The organism is Thauera chlorobenzoica (assembly GCF_001922305.1).
Lineage (GTDB): Bacteria > Pseudomonadota > Gammaproteobacteria > Burkholderiales > Rhodocyclaceae > Thauera > Thauera chlorobenzoica.
In genome coordinates this window covers 2,825,572-2,847,239 of the sequence record NZ_CP018839.1, presented here as the reverse complement: position 1 = coordinate 2,847,239, position 21,668 = coordinate 2,825,572, and the positions used below count along the sequence as shown (strand labels likewise).

The following is a 21,668-nucleotide window of genomic DNA, read 5'->3' as shown; positions in this document are numbered from 1 at the left end:
ACCCCTTCCTGAACGAGCGCGGCCCGCTCAGGCTCCGTTCTTTTCCAGCCACGCCGCGCGCTCGCGGCAGCGCTCGGCCTTGTCCGGAGCCAGCCCGGGAGCCTCGGCGATGCGGCGGAAAAGGGCTGGATCGGGGCGGTGCGCGGTGATGCTGTCCCAGTAATGCGCCAGGCTCAGCCAGGGGTTCGGGCGCTCTTCGAGCTCGATCCGGTCGCCGGCTGCGATCGTGCCAGGCGTGAGCACGCGGTAATACCAGCCGGTAATGCCGGCCGCCTCGACAAAGCGCGAGGCCTTGTCGGCGTTCAGCCGGTGGTCGATCTTCCAGCACGGCGAGCGCGGCTGGCTGACTTGCACCCGCGCCTCGCCGATACGGTAGATGTCGCCGATGCACACTTCGTGCTCGGTGAGCCCGCGGGTGCTGATGTTCTCGCCCAGCACGCCGGCGCCGGCGAGCCCTGCGCAGTGCGGCCATTCCTGAACAAGCAGGGCGTAATGCTCCACCGGGTAGTGATGCAGCGCCTTGTGCGGCCCGCCGTGATGGCGCAGGTCGCCCTGCTCGTCCCCCTGCAGTCCGGTGGGGGTCAGCATCACCCGGCCGGCAACCGCCGCCTTGTAGATCCCGGTCGGTCCTCCCTCGGGCAGTATGGGCTGGACGCGGCCGATGAAAAGCTGGTCGATCGTAGTGCTCATCGCACGGTTTCCGTTCAAAGTCCGGCCTGCGGCGCGGCCGCCCTGGCGACGCGCCGGAGATCGAAAGACCGCGCCCTCGGGCGCGGCTCCGGTTGCAGCGGTATCGTCCCGCTCAGCGATGCACGCTCAAAGGCTTTCCATGCGCAGGCGGGTGACCCTGCCCTGCACCACCGGCAGCGCCTCGATCCGGACAATCGCCGCATTGGCCTTGCCTTCCACGGTCTGGTGGGTGAGCAGGATGATGTCGGTGTGCGACTCGCCCTCGGCGGCTTCCTTCTGGATCAGGGCCTCGATCGAGATGCCGCTGTCGGCGAGGATGCGGGTGATGTCGGCAAGCACGCCGGGCTTGTCTTCGACGTGCATGCGCAAGTAGTAGGAGGTGACCACATCTTCGATCGGCAGCACCGGGATGTCCTGCACCTGGTCGGGCTGGAACGCCAGATGCGGCACGCGGTGCTCGGGATCGGCGGTGTGCAGGCGGGTGACGTCGACGAGGTCGGCGATCACCGCCGAGGCGGTCGGCTCGGCGCCGGCGCCCTTGCCATAGTACAGCGTCGCGCCGACCGCGTCGGCCTGCACCAGCACCGCGTTCATCGCCCCTTCGACGTTGGCGATCAGGCGCTTGGCCGGGATCAGCGTCGGGTGCACGCGCAGCTCGATGCCTTCGTCGCGCCGGCGCGCGATGCCCAGCAGCTTGATGCGGTAGCCGAGCTGTTCGGCGTAGGCGATGTCGACCGCATCGAGCTTGCTGATGCCCTCGATGTAGGCCTTGTCGAACTGCATCGGGATGCCAAAGGCGATCGCGCTCATGATCGTCGCCTTGTGCGCGGCATCGACGCCCTCGATGTCGAAGGTCGGGTCGGCTTCGGCATACCCCAGCGCCTGCGCCTCCTTCAGCACCTCGGCGAAGGGCAGGCCCTTGTCGCGCATTTCGGAGAGGATGAAGTTGGTGGTGCCGTTGATGATCCCGGCCAGCCATTCGATGCGGTTGGCGGTGAGACCTTCGCGCAGCGCCTTGATGATCGGGATGCCACCGGCGACCGCGGCCTCGAAGGCCACCATCACGCCCTTCTTCTGCGCCGCGGCGAAGATCTCGTTGCCATGCACCGCGAGCAGCGCCTTGTTGGCGGTGACCACGTGCTTGCCGTTTTCGATCGCCTTCATCACCAGCTCGCGGGCCACACCGTAACCGCCGATCAGCTCGACGACGATGTCGATCTCGGGGTCGGCGACCACCGCGAAAGCATCGTCGGAGAGTTTCACCTCACCGCCGGTGACCCGGCGCGCAAGCTCGAGGTTCTTGTCGGCCACCGTGGTGATGCGGATCGGACGCCCGGCGCGGCGGGTGATTTCCTCGGCGTTGCGTTTGAGAACGGTGAAGGTGCCGCCGCCGACGGTACCGATGCCCAGCAGGCCAACATTGATCGGTTTCATGCAGTGAATTCCGTGGTTTCAGTAAGGAGTGGAGTGGAACTGCAAGCTTCGGGCCTGGACCTCAGGTGCCGTGGCGCTTGCGGTAGTGTTCGAGAAAGCGCGCCACGCGCTCGATGGCGTCGCGCAGGTCGTCCTCGTGCGGCAGGAAGACCAGCCGGAAGTGGTCGGGATGCGGCCAGTTGAAGCCCGAGCCCTGCACCAGCAGCACGCGCTGCTCCTCGAGCAGTTCGGCGATGAAGGCCTGGTCGTCCTCGATCGGATAGACCTTGGGGTCTAGGCGCGGGAACATGTACAGCGTGGCCTTGGGCTTGACGCAGCTGACCCCCGGGATCCGGGTGATCAGCTCCCACGCGAGATCGCGCTGGCGGCGCATGCGCCCGCCTTCGGCGACCAGGTCGTCGATGCTCTGGTAGCCCCCGAGCGCGGTCTGGATCGCGTACTGGCCGGGCACGTTGGCGCACAGGCGCATCGAAGCGAGCATGTTGAGGCCTTCGATGTAGTCGTGGGCGCGACGCTTGTCGCCGCACACCACCATCCAGCCGGCGCGGTAACCACAGGAGCGGTAATTTTTCGACAAGCCGTTGAAGATGATGGTCAGCACATCGCCCGACAGCGCCCCCAGCGAAGTGTGCTCGACGCCGTCGTACAGCACCTTGTCGTAGACCTCGTCGGCGTACAGGATGAGGTCGTGCTCGCGCGCGAGGGCGACGATCTCCTTGAGCACCGCATCCGGATACACCGCCCCGGTCGGATTGTTCGGGTTGATGATGACGATGGCGCGGGTATTGGGCGTGATCCGGGCGCGCATGTCGGCCAGATCGGGCATCCAGTCGCGGGTTTCGTCGCACAGGTAATGCACCGGCTTGCCCCCGGAGAGGCTCACCGCCGCGGTCCACAGCGGGTAGTCGGGCGCCGGCACGAGCACTTCGTCGCCGGCGTCGAGGAGCGCGTTCATCGCCATCACGATCAGCTCGGAGACGCCGTTGCCGATGTAGATGTCCTCGATATCGACGCCCTTGATGCCCTTTTCCTGGGTGTAGTGCATCACCGCCTTGCGCGCGGCGAAGATTCCTTTCGAATCCGAGTAACCCGCCGCGTTGGGCAGGTTGCGGATCATGTCCATCTGGATCTCTTCGGGAGAATCGAAGCCGAACGCGGCGAGGTTGCCGATGTTGAGCTTGATGATCTTGTGCCCTTCGTCCTCCATCTGCTTGGCGCGGGTCAGCACCGGGCCGCGGATGTCGTAGCAGACCTCGGCGAGCTTGGCCGACTTGCGGATCGGACGATTCGCGGCGGCGCCCGCCTCGGCGATGATCTCCGGTTCCGGCGATACCGTTGCGAGTTCGAGTGTCTTCACCGCTTTCATGGCCGTCTTTCCTGAGTGATGGAAAAATGAAGGAGCGCCCGGGTTTTCCCCCGGCCGCAAAAGATTGTTATCTTAGCCCCGCTGCCGCACTGCGGCAATTTCGCCTTGGATTACCCCCTCTTCCGCCTTGAATTGCCCCCTTCGCCCCCTTCGCCTTCTTCCCCCTCCCGCCCTACTTTTCCGCCGGGCCTTTCCCCGACCGACCGGATCCGCGCCATGAAGCTCTACCTCGACAACCCCGCCAACACCCACGTCGTCACCGGTTACGGCGACGACCACGTGATGATCGACAAGCAACGCCACGAGGGCAACCTCCTGCTCACCGCCAGCCGCATTGTCACGGACTGGGCGCCGGCGGCCGGCGGCGACCTGACCGGCCTCACCGAAGCCGACCTGGCCACGGCCGCCGGGCTCGGGGCGCAGATCCTGATCGTCGGCACCGGCCGCCGCCAGCGCTTCCCTCAGCCGCAGCTGCTGCGCCCGCTGGTCGAGGCGCGCATCGGCTTCGAGTTCATGGATTTCGCCGCGGCCTGCCGGACCTACAACATCCTGGTCGGCGAAGGCCGCGCCGTCGCCTTGGCGCTGCTCCACGAGCGGGCCGCGTGACGCACCCCCGCAGCCACCCCCACAGCCCGCCTCCGCGCACGCACCGCCGCGGCGGCGCGGCGCCGGGCATTGTCAGCGCGCATGCGCTTCGGCTACTCTGGCCACGGACCGAGTTCGCCCTCGCCCCTCGCTCTTGCCACTGCGGGTAAATCGACCCGCATGGCAATCCGGCGGCCGAGGCCACGCAGGATAACTTCGCAGGAGAGACCGGACTTGAGCACAACTCCCGCCCCCGACTTCAGTCTTCCCGCCACCGGCGGCAACACCGTCACCCTGTCCGCACTGCGCGGACGCAAGCTGGTGATCTACTTCTATCCCAAGGACAACACCCCGGGCTGTACCAACGAAACACGTGATTTCGGCAGCCTCCACGCCACCTTCAGCGCGGCAGGCTGCACGGTGTTCGGCGTCAGCCGCGACAGCCTGAAAAGCCACGAAAGTTTCAAGGCCAAGCTCGAGCTGCCTTTCGAGCTGATCTCCGACCCTGAAGAGACGGCCTGCGAAGCCTTCGGCGTGATGAAGCTGAAGAACATGTACGGCAAGCAATCGCGCGGCATCGAACGCAGCACCTTCCTGATCGACGCCGAAGGCAACATCGCCCGCGCGTGGCGCGGGGTGAAAGTGCCCGGCCATGCCGAGGAAGTGCTCGCCGCCGCGCAGGCGCTGTAACCGCATTCCCTGTTTCCGCAGCCCCGGCTGCCTCACCGGACCGCTCCGACATGCCCGCGACCCGCAAGACCGCCTCCGCCCCGACTTCCGCCAGCGCTTCGACAGCGAAACGCGGCACGCACGGGAAGCATCCCCCCTGCAAGCTCTTCGTCCTCGACACCAACGTGCTGATGCACGACCCCACCAGCCTGTTCCGCTTCGAGGAGCACGACCTCTACGTGCCGATCATGACGCTGGAGGAACTGGACAACAACAAGAAGGGCACCAGCGAAGTCGCGCGCAATACCCGCCAGGCCAGCCGCATGCTCGACGAGATCGTCAGTTCGGCCGTCGACGGCATCGAGAATGGGATCGCGCTCGGAACCCTCTCCCACGGCCAGGCCAGCGGCCGCCTGCACCTGCAGACCGAAGCGATCGACGTGCGCCTGCCCGCGGCCCTGCCCACTGCGCGCGGCGACAACCAGATCCTCGCCGTGGTGATGCATCTGGTCGACAAGTTCCCCGGGCGCGAGGTGATCCTCGTCTCCAAGGACATCAACATGCGCATCAAGGCCCGTGCCCTCGGCCTTGCCGCGCAGGATTACTTCAACGACAAGGTGCTCGAGGACAGCGACCTGCTGTACTCGGGCACCCTCGAGCTGCCGGCCGACTTCTGGGATACCCACGGCCGCGGCATGGAGTCGTGGAAGGAGGAAGGCCACACCTATTACCGGCTCAGCGGCCCGCTCACCCCCGACCTGCTGGTCAACGAGTTCGTTTTCCAGGACGGCGACAACCCGCTGCAGGCCTGGGTGAAGGAAAAGGACGGGCGCAGCGTGGTGCTGGAGACCCTGGTCGATTACAGCCACAGCAAGAACAACATCTGGGGAATCACCGCACGCAACCGCGAGCAGAACTGCGCGCTGAACCTGCTGATGAACCCGGAGATCGACTTCGTCACCCTGCTCGGCCAGGCCGGCACCGGCAAGACCCTGCTGACGCTTGCCGCGGGCCTGACCCAGACCCTGGAATCGAAGCGCTACAGCGAAGTCATCATGACCCGCGTCACCGTCCCGGTAGGCGAGGACATCGGCTTCCTGCCCGGCACCGAAGAAGAGAAGATGGCGCCGTGGATGGGCGCGCTCGAAGACAACCTCGACGTGCTCAACGGCACCACCGGCGAAGGCGGCGACTGGGGGCGGGCGGCCACGCGCGACCTGATCCGCAGCCGGATCAAGATCAAGAGCCTGAACTTCATGCGTGGGCGCACCTTCCTGAACAAGTTCCTGATCATCGACGAAGCGCAGAACCTCACGCCGAAACAGATGAAAACCCTCATCACCCGCGCCGGCCCCGGCACCAAGGTGGTGTGCATGGGCAACATCGCCCAGATCGACACCCCTTATCTGACCGAAGGTTCGTCCGGCCTGACCTTCGTCGTCGACCGCTTCAAGGGCTGGGCCCATTCCGGCCATATCACCTTGCAGCGCGGCGAGCGCTCACGCCTCGCCGACCATGCCGCCGAAGTACTCTGAAGACGGCCTCTGCCAATGAGCTCTCTTGCTACCGATCTGCTGGTGGGCGCCAGCACGGATTTCCTGCGCAACTTCTCTCCGTTCAATCGCATGGAGGCCGAAGCGCTCGCCTTTCTCGCCGAGCATGCGGTGCTCGCCTTCCACCCGCGCGGCGCCGACATCCTGACGCCCGAAATGGGCGTTCCGAGGCATTTCTACATCGTGCAGCGGGGCAAGGTGCAGGCGCGCCAGACTGGTGCCGCCGTCGTTACCGAATATGCCAGCCTGTCGCTGGGGCCGGGCGAATGCTTTCCGATCGGCGCGATCTCGGCACGTCGGCCCTCGACCAACGCCTACACCGCGGCCGAAGACAGCTTCTGCTACCAGATCAGTGCCGACGAGTTCCTCCAGCTGATGCAGATGAGCCCGGTGTTCCACCTGTTCTGCACCCAGTACATCGCCAGCCTGCTGACCCAGTCCCGTCAGCAGCTGCAGACCACCTTCGCCCAGCGTGCGGCCGAACAGCAGACCATGACCACTCCGCTCGGCCAGTTGGTCAAGAAGGCGCCGGTGTTCGTCACCCCGGAGACGTCGACCCGCAGCGCGCTCGAGCAGATGGACCTGCAGCGCCTCGGATGCATGGTCGTCGTCGACGACGAGCGCCATCCGGTCGGCGTCCTGACCCAGAGCGACCTGCTGCCGCGGGTGATCCTGGCCGGGTTCGACCTCTCGCGCCCGATCGGCGAACTGATGACCGCCAACCCCCACCAGCTCGCCGCCACCGCGTCGGCCTACGATGCGGCACTCGAGATGGCGACCCACGGCGTGCGCCACCTGCTGGTCGTGGACACCGAAAACCGGCTCAAGGGCGTGGTGTCCGAGCGCGATCTGTTCGCCCTGCAGCGCATCAGCCTGCGCCAGATCCGCGCCGGCATCGAAAACGCCGCCGACATCGCGGCGCTGCAGCGCGCGAGCCGGGACATCCGCCAGCTCGCGCTCAACCTGATCGCCCAGGGCATCGGCGCCGAACAGCTCACCCAGTTCATCTCCGCACTCAACGACGCCCTGACCCGGCGCATCATCGGCCTCGCCCTCGAAGAACACGATCTGGTCGGCATCGACTTCGGCTGGATCGCGTTCGGCTCGGAAGGCCGGCACGAGCAGACGCTGTCCACCGACCAGGACAACGGCATTATCTGGCGCAGCCCCGAGCGCCAGGACGGCGAGCCGATCCGGCGGCGCCTGATCGAGTTCGCGAAGACGGTCAACCACAATCTGGCCGCCTGTGGCTTTCCCCTGTGCAAAGGCAACATCATGGCCAGCAACCCCGAGCTGTGCCTGACCCCCGCAGAATGGAAATCGCGCTTCGGCGCCTGGATTCGCGAGCCCGACCCCCAGGCCCTGCTCAACGCTTCGATCTTCTTCGATTTCCGTGTCCTGTACGGCAACGAGCAGCTCGGCGACCAGCTGCGCAGCTGGCTCAACAAGACGGTCAAGGGCAATTCCGCCTTCCTGCGGATGATGGCGGTCAACGCCTTGCAGGTAATGCCACCGCTGGGGCGGATCCGCGATTTCGTCCTCGAGGACGACGGCTGCATCGACCTCAAGAAATCCGGCGCGCGCCTGTTCGTCGATGTCGCGCGCATCCTCGCGCTACGCACCGGGGTCGACTCCAGCAGCACGGTGCAGCGCCTGCGCCAAGCCAGCGTGAAGATGGGCGTCAGCGCCGAGGAGGTGGCCGCGATCATCGACGGTTTCCACTTCATCCAGCTGCTGCGCCTGCGCGCCCAGCACCTGGAAACCGAGCACGACGCACCGGGCGACAACCGCATCGACCCCGACACCCTCAACGAACTCGACCGCCGCATCCTGAAGGAAGCGTTCCGTCAGGCGCGCAAGCTGCAATTGCGGCTCAAGCTGGACTATCAGCTATGAGCTGGCTGTCGCGCCTCATTGCCGCGCGCGGCAACCAGCCGCCGCTGAGCGCGGAAGCACAGTCCCGGCTCAGGCAATGGCGGCAGCTGCCCCCGCCCGAACTCGACCGCCCGCATTTCGAGACCCGCTATGCGGTCGTCAACACCGAGGCCACCGGGCTCGACCTGGATTCCGACCGCCTGCTGGCGGTTGGTGGCCTGGCGGTCGATGGCGGGCTGATTCATCCCCAGGACGCCTACTATGCACCGCTCCAGCCCGCGCCGGCCGATGCCCTCGCAGGCCTGTTCAGCCTGTTCGCCAACTCGCCGCTGATCGCATTCAATGCGGGCTTCAACCGCAGCATGCTCGAGCGCGCCCTCCAGGCCCACCTCGGGATCACTCCCGAGCTGCCGTGGATCGATCTCTACTTCATCCTGCCCGCCCTGTTCCAGGACCGCTTCGCGCGCCCGGCCCGCCTCGCCGACTGGATGAGCAGCTTCGGCATCGAAACCTTCCAGCGCCACCATGCCCTGGGCGACGCCTGGGCGATCGCCCAGCTCCTCCTCGCCGCCCAGGCGCGCGCGCTGACGCTCGGCGCAGCGACCCCGCGGGCGCTTGCGGACATCGAGCGGGCATCCCGGCAGAAGTGGAGTCTCTGAGCGCAGCAGCGCCGCTGCGGCACACCCCGCACCGGCGAGGGGCCGGCGTTCCCGCGCTCCGACACTGAAGGTCCATTCAGGGAACCCGCTTCGAAGTCGCTTTTTCCATTTACATCCTTGAAACGCTTGCGTATATTGCGCCGAATGCTTTCCCGGCCCCTCCTCCTCGCCCTCGCCCTTTTGCTGTCCCCCGTCGCCCACGCGACCCAGGCCGGCCCGGCGAACCAGGATACGGCGATCGCAGTTTCGGCTCTGGATGAATACGCCACCGCCGCCGAGCAGCTTGTCGATGAAGCACTGTCCTACCTCGGGATCCGCTACCGCTTCGGCGGCACCTCACCCTCGACCGGGCTCGACTGCAGCGGCCTGGTGCTGAACGCGTTCCGCAACGCGGTCGGCCTCGACCTGCCACGCACGGCGCGCGAAATGGCCACGCTGGGCGACCGCATCGGCCGCCAGGAACTCAAGCCCGGTGATCTCGTGTTCTTCAACACGATGCGCCGTGCCTTTTCGCACGTCGGCATTTACCTGGGCGACGGCCGCTTCGTCCATGCGCCGTCTTCCGGCGGCGAAGTCCGGGTGGAAAGCATCGCCTCGCGCTACTGGTCGCAGCGCTTCAACGGCGCCCGCCGCCTGCTCGGGGATGACCACAGCTTGAGCGCATCCGGGGCCCTGCTCGGCACCCACTGAGCGCGCCCGCGGCGCGCTCCGGCACCACTCTCACATCCTTCCTGCTCCTGCCGGCGCCGCGTTCACTGACGGCGACGGCAGGGGGCCGCGCAGTCCGCACATGCCTCGCCCAGACGCTTTCCCAACGCCTGCTGCAGCGCGCAGGTCGAGCGCCGGCAGCACACCACCATGACCCCCTCGCGACTGGCCGCGTCGCGGAAGCGCTGCATGACGTTATGGCCGATGAAGTCGGTAAACAGGATCACCACGCCGATGCCTGCCGGCAGCGGCGCGCTCCGCCGCTGGTGGGTGGTATCGCGCCCGCTCACATGCGCAGCGATCCGGATGCCGAAGGTGCGGAGCACATCGGGAATGTTGCCGAGCCGGTCGGCCCCAACGAGCAGTGCATTCATGCAAACCTCTTATTTGAGAACAGTTCCCATTAATCCTGCACCGAATGCGAACTATTTGCAACTGCAAATCTTTATCGTTAATATCAACGCCCAGAAATCACCCCGCCATCACTCGCCAAAGGCTACCAACCATGATCAAGAAAGCTGTCCTCGCTTCCCTGCTGTCCGCCATCGGATTGACCAGCGTCGCCACCGCTGCCGAGCTCAACATCTATTCCGCCCGCCATTACCAGACGGACGAGCAGCTCTACGGCAACTTCACCAAGCAGACCGGCATCAAGATCAATCGCATCGAAGCCAAGGAAGACGAACTGCTCGAGCGCGTACGCACCGAAGGCGCCAACAGCCCGGCCGACATCTTCATCACCGTCGACGCTTCGCGCCTGGCCAAGGCCGATGAACTCGGCATTTTCCAGGCGGTGAAGTCGGCCACGCTGGAAGCCCGCATCCCCGCCCATCTGCGTGCCGACAACTGGTTCTCCTACTCCACCCGCGCCCGCATCATCGTGTTCAACCCGGAGATGGTGAAGGCCGAGCAGGTCCAGACTTACGAGCAGCTCGCCGAGCCGGCGCTGAAAGGCCAGGTCTGCACCCGCTCCGGCAGCCACCCCTACAACCTGTCGCTGGGCGCGGCGATGATCAAGCACAACGGTGCCGAGGCGACCGAAAAATGGGCGAGCGGCGTAGTGGCCAACTTCGCGCGCGCGCCCAAGGGCGGCGACACCGACCAGATCCGCGCCGTTGCGGCCGGGGAATGCGGTGTGGCGATCGCCAACAGCTATTATTTTGCCCGCCTGATGAATTCGAACAAACCCGAAGACCAGGCCGTGATCGCCAAAGTGAAGGCGGTGTGGCCGAACCAGGCCACCTGGGGCACCCACATCAACATTTCCGGCGCCGGCATGCTCAAGCACGCCCCGAACAAGGAGGCTGCGGTCAAGTTCCTCGAGTACCTGGCCTCGGACGAAGCGCAAACCTATTTCGCCAACGGCAACAACGAATGGCCGGTGGTGCCCGGCATCAAGGTGGACAATGCGGCGCTGAACAAGCTCGGTGAATTCAAGGCCGACACGCTGCCGATCGGCGAACTCGCCGCGACCGTGGCCGAAGCCCAGCGTGTCTACGACCGCGCCGGCTACCGCTGAGCATCGCGTCTGATCGGCCCTGCCCGCAGCGGCGGGGCGACGAGCGCAGCGGCCCCCGCGTCTTCCGGATGCGGGGGCCGTTTCCGTGAACACGCCGGGATTGAAACGCCGTCCGTTTATCCAGCGCCGCCCGTCTACCCAGTGGCGGCGCACGGTACCGGCAGTGCGGCGCGAAGCCGCCCTCCCCGGCCCGGCTTCGGCGCGGACACGGCTTCCCCCGGGGAAGCCGTCCCCAGGCGGCTTCAGGCCCTGCGCCGGACGGCGAGGATCTGACGCGAGATCAGGATCATCGGCAGCAGGCCGACCGCGACGATGATCAGCGCCGCGGTGGACGCTTCGGCCAGGCGCTCGTCCGAAGCCAGGGTGTGGGCCTGGGTGGCCAGGGTGTCGAAGTTGAACGGCCGGATCACCAGCGTCGCCGGCAACTCCTTCATCACATCGACGAACACCAGCAGGCCGGCGGTGAGCAGGCTCCCGCGCAGCATCGGCACATGCACCCGGCGCAGCGTCGCCCAGCGGCCGAACCCCAGGCTGCGCGACGCATCGTCCATGCTCGGCGTGATCTTGCCCAGGCTGGATTCGACGGTCTGCAGTGCCACGGCGAGAAAGCGCGCCAGGTAGGCGTACAACAGGGCAGCGATGCCGCCGGTCAGCAGCAGCCCCGGGTTGGTGCCGAACAGCGCCTCCCAGGACTGGGCAAGCCAGTTGTCCAGGCGCGTCAGCGGAATCAGCACCCCGACCGCGATCACCGAGCCGGGCACCGCATAGCCCAGCCCGACCACCCGGTTCAGCGCCTGCGGCAGGCGCGAGCGCGCCAGGCGCGCGGCATAGCCGAGGACGATCGCAAGCAGCACCGCGATCAGGGCCGTCAGCGCGGCAAGGACGAAGCTGTTGCGCGCCAGGTGCACGAAGCGCGGACCGAACTGGGCATCGCCGTCGAGAAACGCCATCTCCAGCAGGAGCGCGCCGGGCAGCAGGAAGCCGAGCAGCAAGGGCATGAAGCAGGCAAACGCGGCGAGCAGGCCGAGCGCCGAAGGCAGGCGCTGGCGCACGGGAAGGCTGTGCTGGCGCGAGGTGTTGTTGAAGCGTGCGCGCCCCCGGCTGATGCGTTCGAGCGTCAGCACGACGACGACGAAAGCGAGCAGTGCGGCCGACAGCTGGGCGGCGGCGATACGGTCGCCGAGCGAGAACCAGGCACGGTAGATCCCGGTGGTGAAGGTCTGCACCCCGAAATAGGACACGGTGCCGAAATCGGCCAGGGTTTCCATCAGGGCCAGCGCCGTGCCGGCAACCACGGCGGGCCGCGCCAGCGGCAGCGAGACGCGGAAGAACGACCTCCAGGGGCCGAGCCCGAGCGAGCGTCCGGCTTCGAGCATGCCACCGGCGCGCTCGAGGAAAGCCGCGCGCGCGATCATGTATACGTAGGGGTACAGGACGAACATGAACATCGCCACCGCCCCGCCCACCGTGCGCACGTCCGGAAACCAGTAATCTCCACGTCCCCACTCGAAGGTATCGCGCAGCCACGTCTGCACCGGCCCGACGTACTGCAGGAAGTCGGTATAGACGTAGGCCATCACGTAGGCCGGTACCGCCAGCGGCAACACCAGCGCCCATTCGAAAAAGCGCCGCCCGGGAAAATCGAGCATCGTCGTCAGCCAGGCGGTGGTGATTCCGATCGAGGCCACGCCCAGGCCGACGCCGATGCACAGCACCACGGTATTGAACAGGAACTCGCCCAGTACCGTGTCCGCCAGGTGCGACCAGGTGGCGCTGGTGCCACCGATGAAGACGTTGGAAAAGACCGACAATACCGGTGCGGCGATCAGGGCTGCGATCACCACGGCCGTCGATGTCAGCGTCGACCCCTGCAGGCGCACTCGGGCCTGCCCCCCCTTTGCATTCATTCCGTTTCCGTTGTCGTGGAGCGCGCCGGATGGCAGGCGCCCGCCTTTCGATGGCAAATTATAATTGATCGCATTTGAATCGCCTCGATGCAATAATCCCGGGCGACACGAATCCACTGCGCCGCAAGCCCGCCCATGTCACATCTCCAGCTCAACGACATCGATCTCGCCTTCGGCGATCACCTCGTGGTCCGCCAGCTCTCGCTGCAGCTCGACCGCGGCCGCATCGGCTGCCTGCTCGGCCCCTCGGGTTGCGGCAAGACCACGGTGCTGCGCTGCATCGCCGGCTTCGAGCGCCTGCGCGCCGGCGAAATCAGCCTCGACGGCAGCATCGTCAGCAGCGTCGCCTACACCCAGCCGCCGGAGCGCCGCCGCATCGGCATGGTGTTCCAGGACTACGCCCTGTTCCCCCACCTCTCGGTGGCGGAAAACATCGCCTTCGGCCTGCGCGGGGAAAGCGCCGCCGCCCGCCGGACGCGCGTCGATGAACTTCTCGGCCTCGTCGGGCTGGGCGGCCAGGGCGGCAAATACCCCCACGAGATGTCCGGAGGACAGCAGCAGCGCGTCGCCCTGGCCCGCGCGCTGGCGCCGCGCCCGAGCCTGCTGCTGCTCGACGAGCCTTTTTCCAACCTCGACGTCGAGCTGCGTGAACGCCTGTCTTACGAAGTCCGCGACATCATCAAGGCAACCCGGACCACCGCCATCCTCGTCACCCACGACCAGCACGAAGCGTTCGCCGTCGCCGACGAGATCGGCATCATGCACGAGGGCCGCATCCAGCAGTGGGATACCCCGTACAACCTCTACCACCGCCCGGCCAACCGCTTCGTCGCTGACTTCATCGGCCAGGGCAGCTTCCTGCGCGGCCGTGTGCTCAACGACCGCGAAGTGCGCGTCGAGCTCGGCGTGCTCAACAGCACCGCACCGCTGGTGTGCGGCGAAGACTGTGGAGGCTGCACCCACGGCAGCGACGTCGATGTGCTGCTGCGCCCGGACGACATCGTCCACGACGACCTCAGCCCGCTGCGTGCCGAAATCGTGCATAAAGCCTTTCGCGGCGCGGACATCCTGTACACGCTGCGCCTGAGCAGCGGTGCCAAGGTGCTGTCGCTGGTTCCCAGCCATCACAACCACACCATTGGCGAACGCATCGGCATCCGCCTCGATGTCGATCACGTGGTGACATTCCAGGATGAGCTCACCGGACTCGATCTCGCCGCCCACCCCGAGGCGCGCCGACTGCAACCGGACCGGACATGATTCCCTGGCTCGGCGACAAGCCGGCCTTTCCACCGCTGGAACAGGCACTTGCCGAGCCGAACGGCCTGCTCGCAGCGGGCGGTTCGCTGGCCCCCGAATGGCTCCTCCTCGCCTACCGCAACGGCATCTTCCCCTGGTTCAGTCCCGGAGAGCCGATCCTGTGGTGGAGCCCGGACCCACGCCTGGTCCTGCTCCCCGAACGCCTCCACATCAGCCGGACGCTGCGCCGGACACTGCGCCGGCAGCCCTTCGAAGTCCGCCTCGACACCGCTTTTGCCGCCGTGATGCAAGCCTGTGCCGCACCGCGCGGCCCCGGGCTGGGGACCTGGATCACGCCCGAAATGCGCTCCGCCTACCAGCGGATGCACGAACTAGGCCATGCCCACAGTGTCGAATGCTGGCGCGACGGCAGGCTCGTCGGCGGGCTCTATGGCATGGCGCTGGGCAAGGTGTTCTTCGGCGAATCGATGTTCTGCCGCGAAACGGATGCCTCCAAGGTCGCCCTCGCCCATCTCGCCCGCCTGCTCGCGGAGCGCGGATATGGCATGATCGATTGTCAGATGACGACTTCGCACCTGCTGTCGATGGGCGCCGAGGAAATATCGCGGGCCGACTTCTGCCGCGCGCTGGCGCACTGGACGCCGCTCGGCCCGCCTCCGTGCCGCTGGCCGGCAGATGCGGCGGCCGGATTCGCCTGGCCCTGAACGAAACGAAACCGGAACTGCCCGCAGGCCCACATCATGCGACAGGACTATCCCTATGCGCTGATCCAGTTCTACGCCACGGCCCCGTATGCCTGTTCCTACCTGCCCGAGCGCAGCGCGCGCTCGCAGGTTGCCACGCCCGGGCACCTGATCGACCCACAGGTGTATAGCGAACTCGTGCGCCGGGGGTTTCGGCGCAGCGGCGTGTTTACCTATCGCCCGCATTGCGACCACTGCCAGGCCTGCGTCCCGGTGCGCATTCCGGTGCAGCACTTTCATCCCGACCGCAGCCAGCGCCGTGCCTGGAACCGGCATGCCGGGCTGGAGGCGACTGAAATGCCCCTTCGGTTCGAGGAGGAGCACTACCTGCTCTACCAGCGCTACCAGGCCGCCCGTCACGCCGGGGGCGGGATGGACCTGGACAGCCGCGAGCAGTACGAGCACTTCCTGCTGCAAAGCCACGTCGATACCCGTCTGGTGGTATTCCACGAAGGCGACACCCTGCGCATGGTGAGCGTGATCGACCGTCTCTCCGACGGTCTTTCCAGCGTTTACACCTTTTACGAGCCCGATCTGGCGCGCACGGCGTTCGGCACCTACGGCATCCTGTGGCAGATCGAGGCCTGCCGCGCCTTGCACCTGCCTCACGTCTATCTCGGCTACTGGATCGCGCAGAGCCCGAAAATGGCCTACAAGGCCCGCTTCGGCGGACTCGAAGCGCTACGCGAAGGCGAGTGGCGACCGCTTGCCGCGGGCTGAGCGGCAGTCGCAACCCTTTCGCCGAATCGCTACAATCCGCCGATGCTCTACGACATCGCCCGCCCGCTGCTGTTTTCGCTCGATGCGGAAACCGCCCACGAACTGACCTTGCACGCCCTCGCCCTGGCCGGCCGTCTGCTGCCCCCGGGCAAGCCCGAAACGGCCTCCGCGGTCGAGGTGATGGGCCTGCGCTTTCCCAACCGCATCGGCCTTGCCGCCGGCCTCGACAAGAACGGCGAAGCCATCGACGGCCTCGCACGGATGGGGTTCGGCTTCATCGAAATCGGCACCGTGACCCCGCGTCCGCAACCGGGCAACCCGCGCCCGCGCATGTTCCGCCTGCCCGAAGCGCACGCCATCATCAATCGCATGGGCTTCAACAACCACGGCGTCGATGCCCTCCTTGCCCATGTCAGGACGGCAAAATACCGCGGCATTCTCGGCATCAACATCGGCAAGAATTTCGATACCCCGATCGAGCGCGCCGCCGACGACTACCTTGCCTGCCTCGACAAGGTCTATGCGCAGGCGAGCTACGTCACCGTCAATATTTCCTCGCCCAACACCCAGAACCTGCGCCAACTCCAGGGCGAGTCCGAGCTCGACGACCTCCTCGGCCGCCTGAAAGTGGCACAGGCACGACTCGCCGACACCCACGGACGCTACGTGCCGCTCACCCTCAAGATCGCCCCCGACCTCGACGATGCCCAGATCGTGAACATCGCCGACGCACTGCGCCGTCACCGCATCGACGCGGTGATCGCCACCAACACCACGATCGCGCGCGACAAGGTCCAGGGCCTCCCCCACGGCAACGAGCAGGGCGGACTGTCGGGCGCGCCGGTGTTCGACGCCTCCACCGCGGTCGTCCGCCAGCTCGCCGGCGCGCTCGCCGGCGAGGTGCCGATCATCGCCGCCGGCGGCGTGCTCGACGGCGCCGGTGCGCGCGCCAAGATCGATGCCGGCGCCGTGCTGGTCCAGCTCTACAGCGGCCTGGTCTATCGCGGCCCGGCCCTGGTGCGCGAGTGCGTGCGGGCCACCGCGGCCTGAAAGCGGCGCCGTCACGCTCAACGCTTCCACTCCCGGCCGGTCACGCCAGGTGAATCCCGGCACCCCCCGGCGCGGCGGGGAAGGCCCCCCCACCTCAGCGCGGGCCCCGGTCCGCCCCCGCCTCCTCGTCGGCGGGCAGGCCGTTGCGCAGGCAGGCGGCGATCCCGGTGGCGATGCCGTCGGCCATACGCGCCTGCAGCACCGGATCGCGCAGGCGCAATTCCTCCTCGCGGTTCTTGATCACCCCGGCCTCGAACAGCACCGCAGCCATCGAAGCATGGCGCAGCACCGCGAGTTCATCGTAGTAATGCACCGCATGCTCTTCGTCAGCATAGGCGCGGCGGCGCTCGTTCTTGTGGGTCGGAACGAAGCCCAGGCGCTGCAGGCGGGCCCCGATCGTGCGTGCGCACAGGATGCTGCGCGCGGTATCCGGGTTGGCGCGCGACACGAACAGCGAATGTCCCGCGAAAGCATCGCTGAAGTCGAGCCGGCGCCCGTCCCAGATCCATGGCTGGAGCTCGCCGGCGTTGACCGAGTCATGATGGATGGAGAGAAAAAAACGCGCCCCCCCTGCGGCCCGGGGCCGCGCCTGCAGGGTGGGGACGAGTCCGTCGGCATTGATGGTGGCGACGTCGAAGCGGCGCTGCTGCAAGGCCCGGACCACCGCTTGCGCGAGCTCCCGGTTGAACTCGAATTCGCTCCGTCCGCGGGCGCTGATCGCCCCGGGGGCGGCCAGCGTATGGCCGACATCCACCGCCACGTCCACCGCCCGGGCCAGCCTTCCGGGAAGCACGAAGCTCGCGCCGAGGGCCGCGAACGCGGCCAGCAGGCGGCGTTTCATCCGCCCTGTCCGCACCGGAACGCTTTCCCGGGCTGCATGCAGGATATGCACGGAGCGATCCTCGAAGCCGCCCCCGATATGCATGATTGTTCGCTCGTCATCCATTTCCACTCCACCCACTTGATACAAATCATGGTTACATACCGTCCCGGCACCGAAAATTCGCCTACCATCGGCGTTGCCGTAGGTAGCGGTACCCCTTCATAAACCGGGCAACAGATTGACACCTTTTCGGAAAAAACGAGACAAGTGATGAGGAGTACTCCATGAGCGGTATCTTTACTAAATCCATGGCGCGAAACATCTTCTACGGGGGGACGGTCTTCTTCTTCCTCCTGTTGGTGGCGCTGACCTTCGACACCGAACGCGAACTCCCGAATCGCGACAACCGGCACAACATCACCCCCGAAGTCGCCGCCGGCAAGCACATCTGGGAAACACGCAACTGTCTGGGCTGCCATACCCTGCTGGGTGAAGGCGCCTACTTCGCCCCGGAACTCGGCAACGTCTACAAGCGCCGCGGACCGGAGTTCATCAAGGCATGGATGATGTCCCAGCCCACCGGCGCCCCGGGCCGTCGCCAGATGCCGAACTTCCACCTCACCGATGAAGAGCTCGACCAGATCGTAGCGTTCCTCAAATACACCTCCGAGATCAACACCGCCAACTGGCCGCCGAACATCGAAGGCTGACCGCAAATCTGGAGACACAAGGGGATCAATTTATGCAATACAAATCACAAGCGGTCGCCATGCCCTACTTCATCGCGGCGATCGGGCTGTTCGTGGGGCAAATCATCTTCGGTCTGATCATGGGCCTGCAGTACATCATCGGCGACTTCCTGTTCCCGGAGATTCCATTCAACGTGGCCCGCATGGTCCACACCAACCTGCTGATCGTGTGGCTGCTGTTCGGCTTCATGGGGGCGGCGTACTACCTCATCCCCGAGGAAACGGAAACCGAGCTGTTCAGCCCGAAGCTGGCCCTGGCGCTGTTCTGGGTCTTCCTCGTCGCGGGCGCTGCCACCATCCTCGGCTACCTGCTGGTGGACTACGCCACGCTGGCTTCGGCGACCGGTAACGACATCCTCGCTACCATGGGCCGCGAGTTCCTCGAGCAGCCGCTGGTGACCAAGATCGGCATCGTCGTCGTCGCCCTGGCCTTCCTGTTCAACATCACGATGACCGTGCTGAAGGGTCGCAAGACCGTGATCAGCATCGTGCTGCTGATGGGTCTGTGGGGTCTGGCGATCTTCTTCCTGTTCTCCTTCTACAACCCGGTCAACCTCGTCCGCGACAAGTTCTACTGGTGGTGGGTGGTGCACCTTTGGGTGGAAGGCGTGTGGGAACTGATCATGGCTGCGCTGCTTGCCTTCGTGCTGATCAAGGTCACCGGCGTGGACCGCGAAGTGATCGAGAAGTGGCTGTACGTGATCATCACCCTGGCGCTGGTCACCGGCCTGATCGGTACCGGTCACCACTACTTCTGGATCGGTACGCCGGAATACTGGCAGTGGTGGGGTTCGATCTTCTCCGCGCTGGAGCCGATTCCCTTCTTCGCCATGACCGTGTTCGCCTTCAACATGGTGAACCGCCGCCGTCGCGAGCATCCGAACAAGGCTGCCGTGCTGTGGGCGCTGGGCACCGGCGTGATGGCCTTCCTCGGCGCGGGCGTGTGGGGCTTCCTCCACACCCTGGCTCCGGTGAACTTCTACACCCACGGCTCGCAGATCACCGCCGCGCACGGTCACATGGCCTTCTACGGCGCCTACGTGATGGTGGTGCTGACCATCATCAGCTACGCGATGCCGATCCTGCGCGGTCGTGCCGCCAACCCGGGCAAGGCGCAAGTGCTGGAAATGTGGTCGTTCTGGCTGATGACCATCGCCATGGTGTTCATCACCCTGTTCCTGACCGCCGCCGGCATCCTGCAGGTATGGCTGCAGCGCGTGTCCGACACTCCGCTGTCGTTCATGGCCGCCCAGGACCAGGTGATGCTGTTCTACTGGATGCGTGAATGGGCCGGCGTGGTGTTCTTCATCGGCCTGCTGGTCTATCTCGCCAGTTTCTTCGTGAAGGGTGAGCTCAAGGGCGCGAACTCCTGACACGCCCGTGAAAAAGTAACGCCTCCTGGGTAAACCAGGGGAAGGGGTTGGGGCGGCGAAAGCCGCCCTTTTTTATTTTTCCTCATCCCCCTGTGCGCCCTTCCCCCTGTTCTCCTTTGTCCCCTTCCTGCCTGCACCTCTGCGCGCACCGTCGGCGAGGGCGCGCCACGCGATAGAATGACAGCTTCGTCCCGTCGCACTCGCCTCCGCCCACCGTGACCACATCCCGCCCCACCGCATCCGCCCGCCCTGCTGCCGAGCCTCCTTTTCGTCTCATCATCAACGGCTACGGCCGGATCGGGCGTTGCTACCTGCGTGCCCTGCACGAGGCCGGCGTCGCGGATGAATTCGAGGTGGTCGCGATCAACGAGCCCGCCGATCTCGCCGGCATCGCCTATCTCACCCGTTTCGACTCCACCCACGGCCGCTTCCCCGCCCCGGTTGCTGCAGGCAATGCCTGCCTGCTGATCAACGGCAAACCGATCGCCGTCACCCATGCGACCACGCCCGAAGCGGTCGACTGGGGTGCATACGAGCCCGACCTCATCGTCGAATGTTCCGGCCAGTACGGCAGCCGTATCGAACTGCAACGCTTTCTCGATGCCGGCTGCCCACGCCTGCTGCTGTCGCATCCGGGCAACGGCGCCGCCGATGTCGATGCGACCATCGTCTACGGCATCAACCACCAGGCCCTCGAAGGCAGCGAGGGCCTGGTATCGAATGCCTCATGCACCACGAACGCGGTCGTGCCGGTCCTCGATCTGTTGCAACGCGAGTTCGGCGTCGAGCAGGCGCTGCTGACCACCTTGCACTCGGCGATGAACGACCAGCCGCTGATCGACGGCTATCATCACACCGACCTGCGCCGCACCCGCTCGGCGATGCAGTCGATCATTCCGGTCTCGACCGGCCTGGCGCGTGGCATCGAGCGCCTGCTGCCCGGCCTCGCCGGCCGGGTGCAGGCCAAGGCGATCCGGGTTCCCACCCACAACGTATCGGCAATCGACATGGTGCTCACGCTGTCGCGCGACATCGATGCGCGCGAGGTGAACCGCGCGCTGCGAGCCGCCGCCGAAGGCTGTTACCGTCAGCTGATCGCGTACTCGGACGAACCCCACGCCTCGATCGACTTCAACCACGACCCTCATTCGGCCATCGTCGACGGCGCGCAGACGCGGATGGTCGGACCGCGGATGCTCAACCTGATGATCTGGTTCGACAACGAATGGGGCTTCGCCAACCGCATGGTCGACGTCACCCGCTGCTGGCTGACGCGCATGCGTGCCGCCCGCTTGAGACCGCCTCTCAATTAACCGCGATCAAGTTCAAAGCTTTTCCCCTTCCCTAGACTGGTGCGCATGGAACAGACAAATACAGTCCTGCCGCCAGTGCACTGCACCGAGCCGGCACACGCTCCAGAGCACGCGCAGAGCCCGCGCCTCGCCGGCGACCTGGCGATCTGGTTCTTCATCCTCGCGGAGCTGCTGGCGTTCGGGGTGTTCTTCGCCGCCTACGCCTTCACCCGGGCGAACAACCTCGAACTGTTCGATGCCGAGCAGGCCGCGCTCAACCGCAACGCCGGCGCACTGAACACGGTGCTGCTGCTCACCGCCAGCTACTTCGTCGTGCGCGCGGTCCAGGCCGCCGAGCGCATGGCCGCGCGCGCCGCAGCGAACTGGCTGCTCGCGGCCATCTTCACCGGACTGGGCTTCATCGCGGTCAAGCTCACCGAGTACGCCGCGGCCTTCGCTCACGACATCAGCCTGTCGAGCAGCCCGTTCCACATGTTCTACCTGTCGCTGACCTTCTTCCATTTCATGCACGTCATCCTCGGCCTGGTGATCCTTACCGCAATGTGGAACGGCGCCCGCCGGGGCCGCTACCGCCCGGGCGACATGAACGGGCTGGAAACCGGAGCCGCCTACTGGCACATGGTGGATCTGGTGTGGCTGGTCCTGTTCCCGCTGGTTTACGTCATTCACTGA

At 66.1% G+C, this 21,668-nt stretch carries 21 protein-coding genes; 15 read left to right on the top strand and 6 right to left on the bottom strand.

The annotated features are described in order from the left end of the window. Nucleotides 1-27: 27 nt before the first annotated feature. The 3 genes from Tchl_RS13190 to Tchl_RS13180 form a co-directional block, all read right to left on the bottom strand. Nucleotides 28-690, bottom strand: a complete 663-nt coding sequence (locus Tchl_RS13190; RefSeq protein WP_075148813.1) for an MOSC domain-containing protein — start codon at nucleotides 688-690, stop codon at nucleotides 28-30. Between the two features lie 126 nt (nucleotides 691-816). After that, complete coding sequence (locus tag Tchl_RS13185; RefSeq protein WP_075148812.1) at nucleotides 817-2,124, bottom strand: homoserine dehydrogenase; 1,308 nt, start codon at nucleotides 2,122-2,124, stop codon at nucleotides 817-819. A gap of 61 nt (nucleotides 2,125-2,185) precedes the next feature. Next, nucleotides 2,186-3,490 carry a pyridoxal phosphate-dependent aminotransferase gene (locus tag Tchl_RS13180; protein WP_075148811.1) on the bottom strand — a complete coding sequence of 435 codons (1,305 nt, stop codon included), beginning with the start codon at nucleotides 3,488-3,490 and terminating at the stop codon, nucleotides 2,186-2,188. Nucleotides 3,491-3,706: 216 nt separating this feature from the next. Between Tchl_RS13180 and Tchl_RS13175 the strand changes: the two genes are divergently transcribed. The 6 genes from Tchl_RS13175 (at nucleotide 3,707) to Tchl_RS13150 (ending at nucleotide 9,521) form a co-directional block, all read left to right on the top strand. Beyond that, nucleotides 3,707-4,096 carry an Mth938-like domain-containing protein gene (locus Tchl_RS13175; protein ID WP_075148810.1) on the top strand — a complete coding sequence of 130 codons (390 nt, stop codon included), beginning with the start codon at nucleotides 3,707-3,709 and terminating at the stop codon, nucleotides 4,094-4,096. Nucleotides 4,097-4,309: 213 nt separating this feature from the next. After that, the gene (locus tag Tchl_RS13170; RefSeq protein ID WP_075148809.1) at nucleotides 4,310-4,765 is read left to right on the top strand and encodes a peroxiredoxin; all 456 of its coding nucleotides are present in this window, start codon (nucleotides 4,310-4,312) and stop codon (nucleotides 4,763-4,765) included. Nucleotides 4,766-4,815: 50 nt separating this feature from the next. Continuing rightward, nucleotides 4,816-6,279 (top strand): PhoH family protein, encoded by a 1,464-nt coding sequence (locus tag Tchl_RS13165; RefSeq protein ID WP_075148808.1) that lies wholly within the window; start codon nucleotides 4,816-4,818, stop codon nucleotides 6,277-6,279. A gap of 15 nt (nucleotides 6,280-6,294) precedes the next feature. Further along, the gene (locus Tchl_RS13160) at nucleotides 6,295-8,193 is read left to right on the top strand and encodes a DUF294 nucleotidyltransferase-like domain-containing protein (protein ID WP_075148807.1); all 1,899 of its coding nucleotides are present in this window, start codon (nucleotides 6,295-6,297) and stop codon (nucleotides 8,191-8,193) included. Then, nucleotides 8,190-8,831 (top strand): 3'-5' exonuclease, encoded by a 642-nt coding sequence (locus Tchl_RS13155; RefSeq protein ID WP_075148806.1) that lies wholly within the window; start codon nucleotides 8,190-8,192, stop codon nucleotides 8,829-8,831. Before Tchl_RS13160 ends, Tchl_RS13155 begins: the two co-directional genes overlap by 4 nt. 144 nt (nucleotides 8,832-8,975) lie before the next feature. Beyond that, on the top strand, nucleotides 8,976-9,521 hold the full coding sequence (locus tag Tchl_RS13150; RefSeq protein WP_075148805.1) for a C40 family peptidase: 546 nt from the start codon (nucleotides 8,976-8,978) through the stop codon (nucleotides 9,519-9,521). Nucleotides 9,522-9,583: 62 nt separating this feature from the next. Here the strand turns inward: Tchl_RS13150 and Tchl_RS13145 are convergent, their stop codons facing one another. Then, the gene (locus Tchl_RS13145) at nucleotides 9,584-9,913 is read right to left on the bottom strand and encodes a DUF2325 domain-containing protein (RefSeq protein ID WP_075148804.1); all 330 of its coding nucleotides are present in this window, start codon (nucleotides 9,911-9,913) and stop codon (nucleotides 9,584-9,586) included. Nucleotides 9,914-10,044: 131 nt separating this feature from the next. Between Tchl_RS13145 and Tchl_RS13140 the strand changes: the two genes are divergently transcribed. After that, nucleotides 10,045-11,058, top strand: a complete 1,014-nt coding sequence (locus Tchl_RS13140) for a Fe(3+) ABC transporter substrate-binding protein (RefSeq protein ID WP_075148803.1) — start codon at nucleotides 10,045-10,047, stop codon at nucleotides 11,056-11,058. Nucleotides 11,059-11,300: 242 nt separating this feature from the next. On the opposite strand, the gene Tchl_RS13135 is transcribed toward Tchl_RS13140, so the two are convergent. Further along, nucleotides 11,301-12,965 carry an ABC transporter permease gene (locus Tchl_RS13135; protein ID WP_075148802.1) on the bottom strand — a complete coding sequence of 555 codons (1,665 nt, stop codon included), beginning with the start codon at nucleotides 12,963-12,965 and terminating at the stop codon, nucleotides 11,301-11,303. Between the two features lie 135 nt (nucleotides 12,966-13,100). Here Tchl_RS13135 and Tchl_RS13130 point away from each other — a divergent pair, with 135 nt between their 5' ends. From Tchl_RS13130 to Tchl_RS13115, 4 genes are read left to right on the top strand one after another with little or no spacing between them, the layout of a single operon-like run. Further along, nucleotides 13,101-14,225, top strand: a complete 1,125-nt coding sequence (locus tag Tchl_RS13130; protein WP_075148801.1) for an ABC transporter ATP-binding protein — start codon at nucleotides 13,101-13,103, stop codon at nucleotides 14,223-14,225. After that, on the top strand, nucleotides 14,222-14,929 hold the full coding sequence (aat, locus tag Tchl_RS13125; RefSeq protein ID WP_075148800.1) for a leucyl/phenylalanyl-tRNA--protein transferase: 708 nt from the start codon (nucleotides 14,222-14,224) through the stop codon (nucleotides 14,927-14,929). The genes Tchl_RS13130 and aat overlap by 4 nt, the downstream gene beginning before the upstream one ends. Before the next feature lie 36 nt (nucleotides 14,930-14,965). Further along, nucleotides 14,966-15,688, top strand: a complete 723-nt coding sequence (locus Tchl_RS13120; RefSeq protein ID WP_075148799.1) for an arginyltransferase — start codon at nucleotides 14,966-14,968, stop codon at nucleotides 15,686-15,688. A 42-nt stretch (nucleotides 15,689-15,730) separates the two neighbouring features. Beyond that, nucleotides 15,731-16,738, top strand: a complete 1,008-nt coding sequence (locus Tchl_RS13115) for a quinone-dependent dihydroorotate dehydrogenase (RefSeq protein ID WP_075148798.1) — start codon at nucleotides 15,731-15,733, stop codon at nucleotides 16,736-16,738. Between the two features lie 94 nt (nucleotides 16,739-16,832). Here Tchl_RS13115 and Tchl_RS13110 read toward each other — a convergent pair whose 3' ends face one another. Beyond that, on the bottom strand, nucleotides 16,833-17,579 hold the full coding sequence (locus tag Tchl_RS13110) for an N-acetylmuramoyl-L-alanine amidase family protein (RefSeq protein ID WP_083945235.1): 747 nt from the start codon (nucleotides 17,577-17,579) through the stop codon (nucleotides 16,833-16,835). A 266-nt stretch (nucleotides 17,580-17,845) separates the two neighbouring features. Here Tchl_RS13110 and Tchl_RS13105 point away from each other — a divergent pair, with 266 nt between their 5' ends. The 4 genes from Tchl_RS13105 (at nucleotide 17,846) to Tchl_RS13090 (ending at nucleotide 21,668) form a co-directional block, all read left to right on the top strand. Next, nucleotides 17,846-18,271, top strand: a complete 426-nt coding sequence (locus tag Tchl_RS13105) for a c-type cytochrome (protein ID WP_075148797.1) — start codon at nucleotides 17,846-17,848, stop codon at nucleotides 18,269-18,271. Nucleotides 18,272-18,303: 32 nt separating this feature from the next. Beyond that, nucleotides 18,304-19,683, top strand: coding sequence for a cbb3-type cytochrome c oxidase subunit I (locus tag Tchl_RS13100; RefSeq protein WP_075148796.1), 1,380 nt, complete (start codon nucleotides 18,304-18,306; stop codon nucleotides 19,681-19,683). 215 nt (nucleotides 19,684-19,898) lie between these two features. Then, nucleotides 19,899-20,996 (top strand): type I glyceraldehyde-3-phosphate dehydrogenase, encoded by a 1,098-nt coding sequence (locus Tchl_RS13095; protein WP_232311589.1) that lies wholly within the window; start codon nucleotides 19,899-19,901, stop codon nucleotides 20,994-20,996. 45 nt (nucleotides 20,997-21,041) lie between these two features. Continuing rightward, nucleotides 21,042-21,668, top strand: a complete 627-nt coding sequence (locus Tchl_RS13090) for a cytochrome c oxidase subunit 3 family protein (RefSeq protein WP_075148795.1) — start codon at nucleotides 21,042-21,044, stop codon at nucleotides 21,666-21,668.

What these genes read in the sequence shown, in the direction of transcription:
- Tchl_RS13110 (WP_083945235.1), bottom strand. Translation starts at nt 17,579, where the DNA reads ATGAAACGCCGCCTGCTGGCCGCGTTCGCGGCCCTCGGCGCGAGCTTC.
- Tchl_RS13100 (WP_075148796.1), top strand. Translation starts at nt 18,304, where the DNA reads ATGCAATACAAATCACAAGCGGTCGCCATGCCCTACTTCATCGCGGCG.
- Tchl_RS13115 (WP_075148798.1), top strand. Translation starts at nt 15,731, where the DNA reads ATGCTCTACGACATCGCCCGCCCGCTGCTGTTTTCGCTCGATGCGGAA.
- Tchl_RS13145 (WP_075148804.1), bottom strand. Translation starts at nt 9,913, where the DNA reads ATGAATGCACTGCTCGTTGGGGCCGACCGGCTCGGCAACATTCCCGAT.
- Tchl_RS13155 (WP_075148806.1), top strand. Translation starts at nt 8,190, where the DNA reads ATGAGCTGGCTGTCGCGCCTCATTGCCGCGCGCGGCAACCAGCCGCCG.
- aat (WP_075148800.1), top strand. Translation starts at nt 14,222, where the DNA reads ATGATTCCCTGGCTCGGCGACAAGCCGGCCTTTCCACCGCTGGAACAG.
- Tchl_RS13180 (WP_075148811.1), bottom strand. Translation starts at nt 3,490, where the DNA reads ATGAAAGCGGTGAAGACACTCGAACTCGCAACGGTATCGCCGGAACCG.
- Tchl_RS13190 (WP_075148813.1), bottom strand. Translation starts at nt 690, where the DNA reads ATGAGCACTACGATCGACCAGCTTTTCATCGGCCGCGTCCAGCCCATA.
- Tchl_RS13165 (WP_075148808.1), top strand. Translation starts at nt 4,816, where the DNA reads ATGCCCGCGACCCGCAAGACCGCCTCCGCCCCGACTTCCGCCAGCGCT.
- Tchl_RS13160 (WP_075148807.1), top strand. Translation starts at nt 6,295, where the DNA reads ATGAGCTCTCTTGCTACCGATCTGCTGGTGGGCGCCAGCACGGATTTC.
- Tchl_RS13120 (WP_075148799.1), top strand. Translation starts at nt 14,966, where the DNA reads ATGCGACAGGACTATCCCTATGCGCTGATCCAGTTCTACGCCACGGCC.
- Tchl_RS13175 (WP_075148810.1), top strand. Translation starts at nt 3,707, where the DNA reads ATGAAGCTCTACCTCGACAACCCCGCCAACACCCACGTCGTCACCGGT.
- Tchl_RS13090 (WP_075148795.1), top strand. Translation starts at nt 21,042, where the DNA reads ATGGAACAGACAAATACAGTCCTGCCGCCAGTGCACTGCACCGAGCCG.
- Tchl_RS13105 (WP_075148797.1), top strand. Translation starts at nt 17,846, where the DNA reads ATGAGCGGTATCTTTACTAAATCCATGGCGCGAAACATCTTCTACGGG.
- Tchl_RS13135 (WP_075148802.1), bottom strand. Translation starts at nt 12,965, where the DNA reads ATGAATGCAAAGGGGGGGCAGGCCCGAGTGCGCCTGCAGGGGTCGACG.
- Tchl_RS13130 (WP_075148801.1), top strand. Translation starts at nt 13,101, where the DNA reads ATGTCACATCTCCAGCTCAACGACATCGATCTCGCCTTCGGCGATCAC.
- Tchl_RS13185 (WP_075148812.1), bottom strand. Translation starts at nt 2,124, where the DNA reads ATGAAACCGATCAATGTTGGCCTGCTGGGCATCGGTACCGTCGGCGGC.
- Tchl_RS13150 (WP_075148805.1), top strand. Translation starts at nt 8,976, where the DNA reads ATGCTTTCCCGGCCCCTCCTCCTCGCCCTCGCCCTTTTGCTGTCCCCC.
- Tchl_RS13140 (WP_075148803.1), top strand. Translation starts at nt 10,045, where the DNA reads ATGATCAAGAAAGCTGTCCTCGCTTCCCTGCTGTCCGCCATCGGATTG.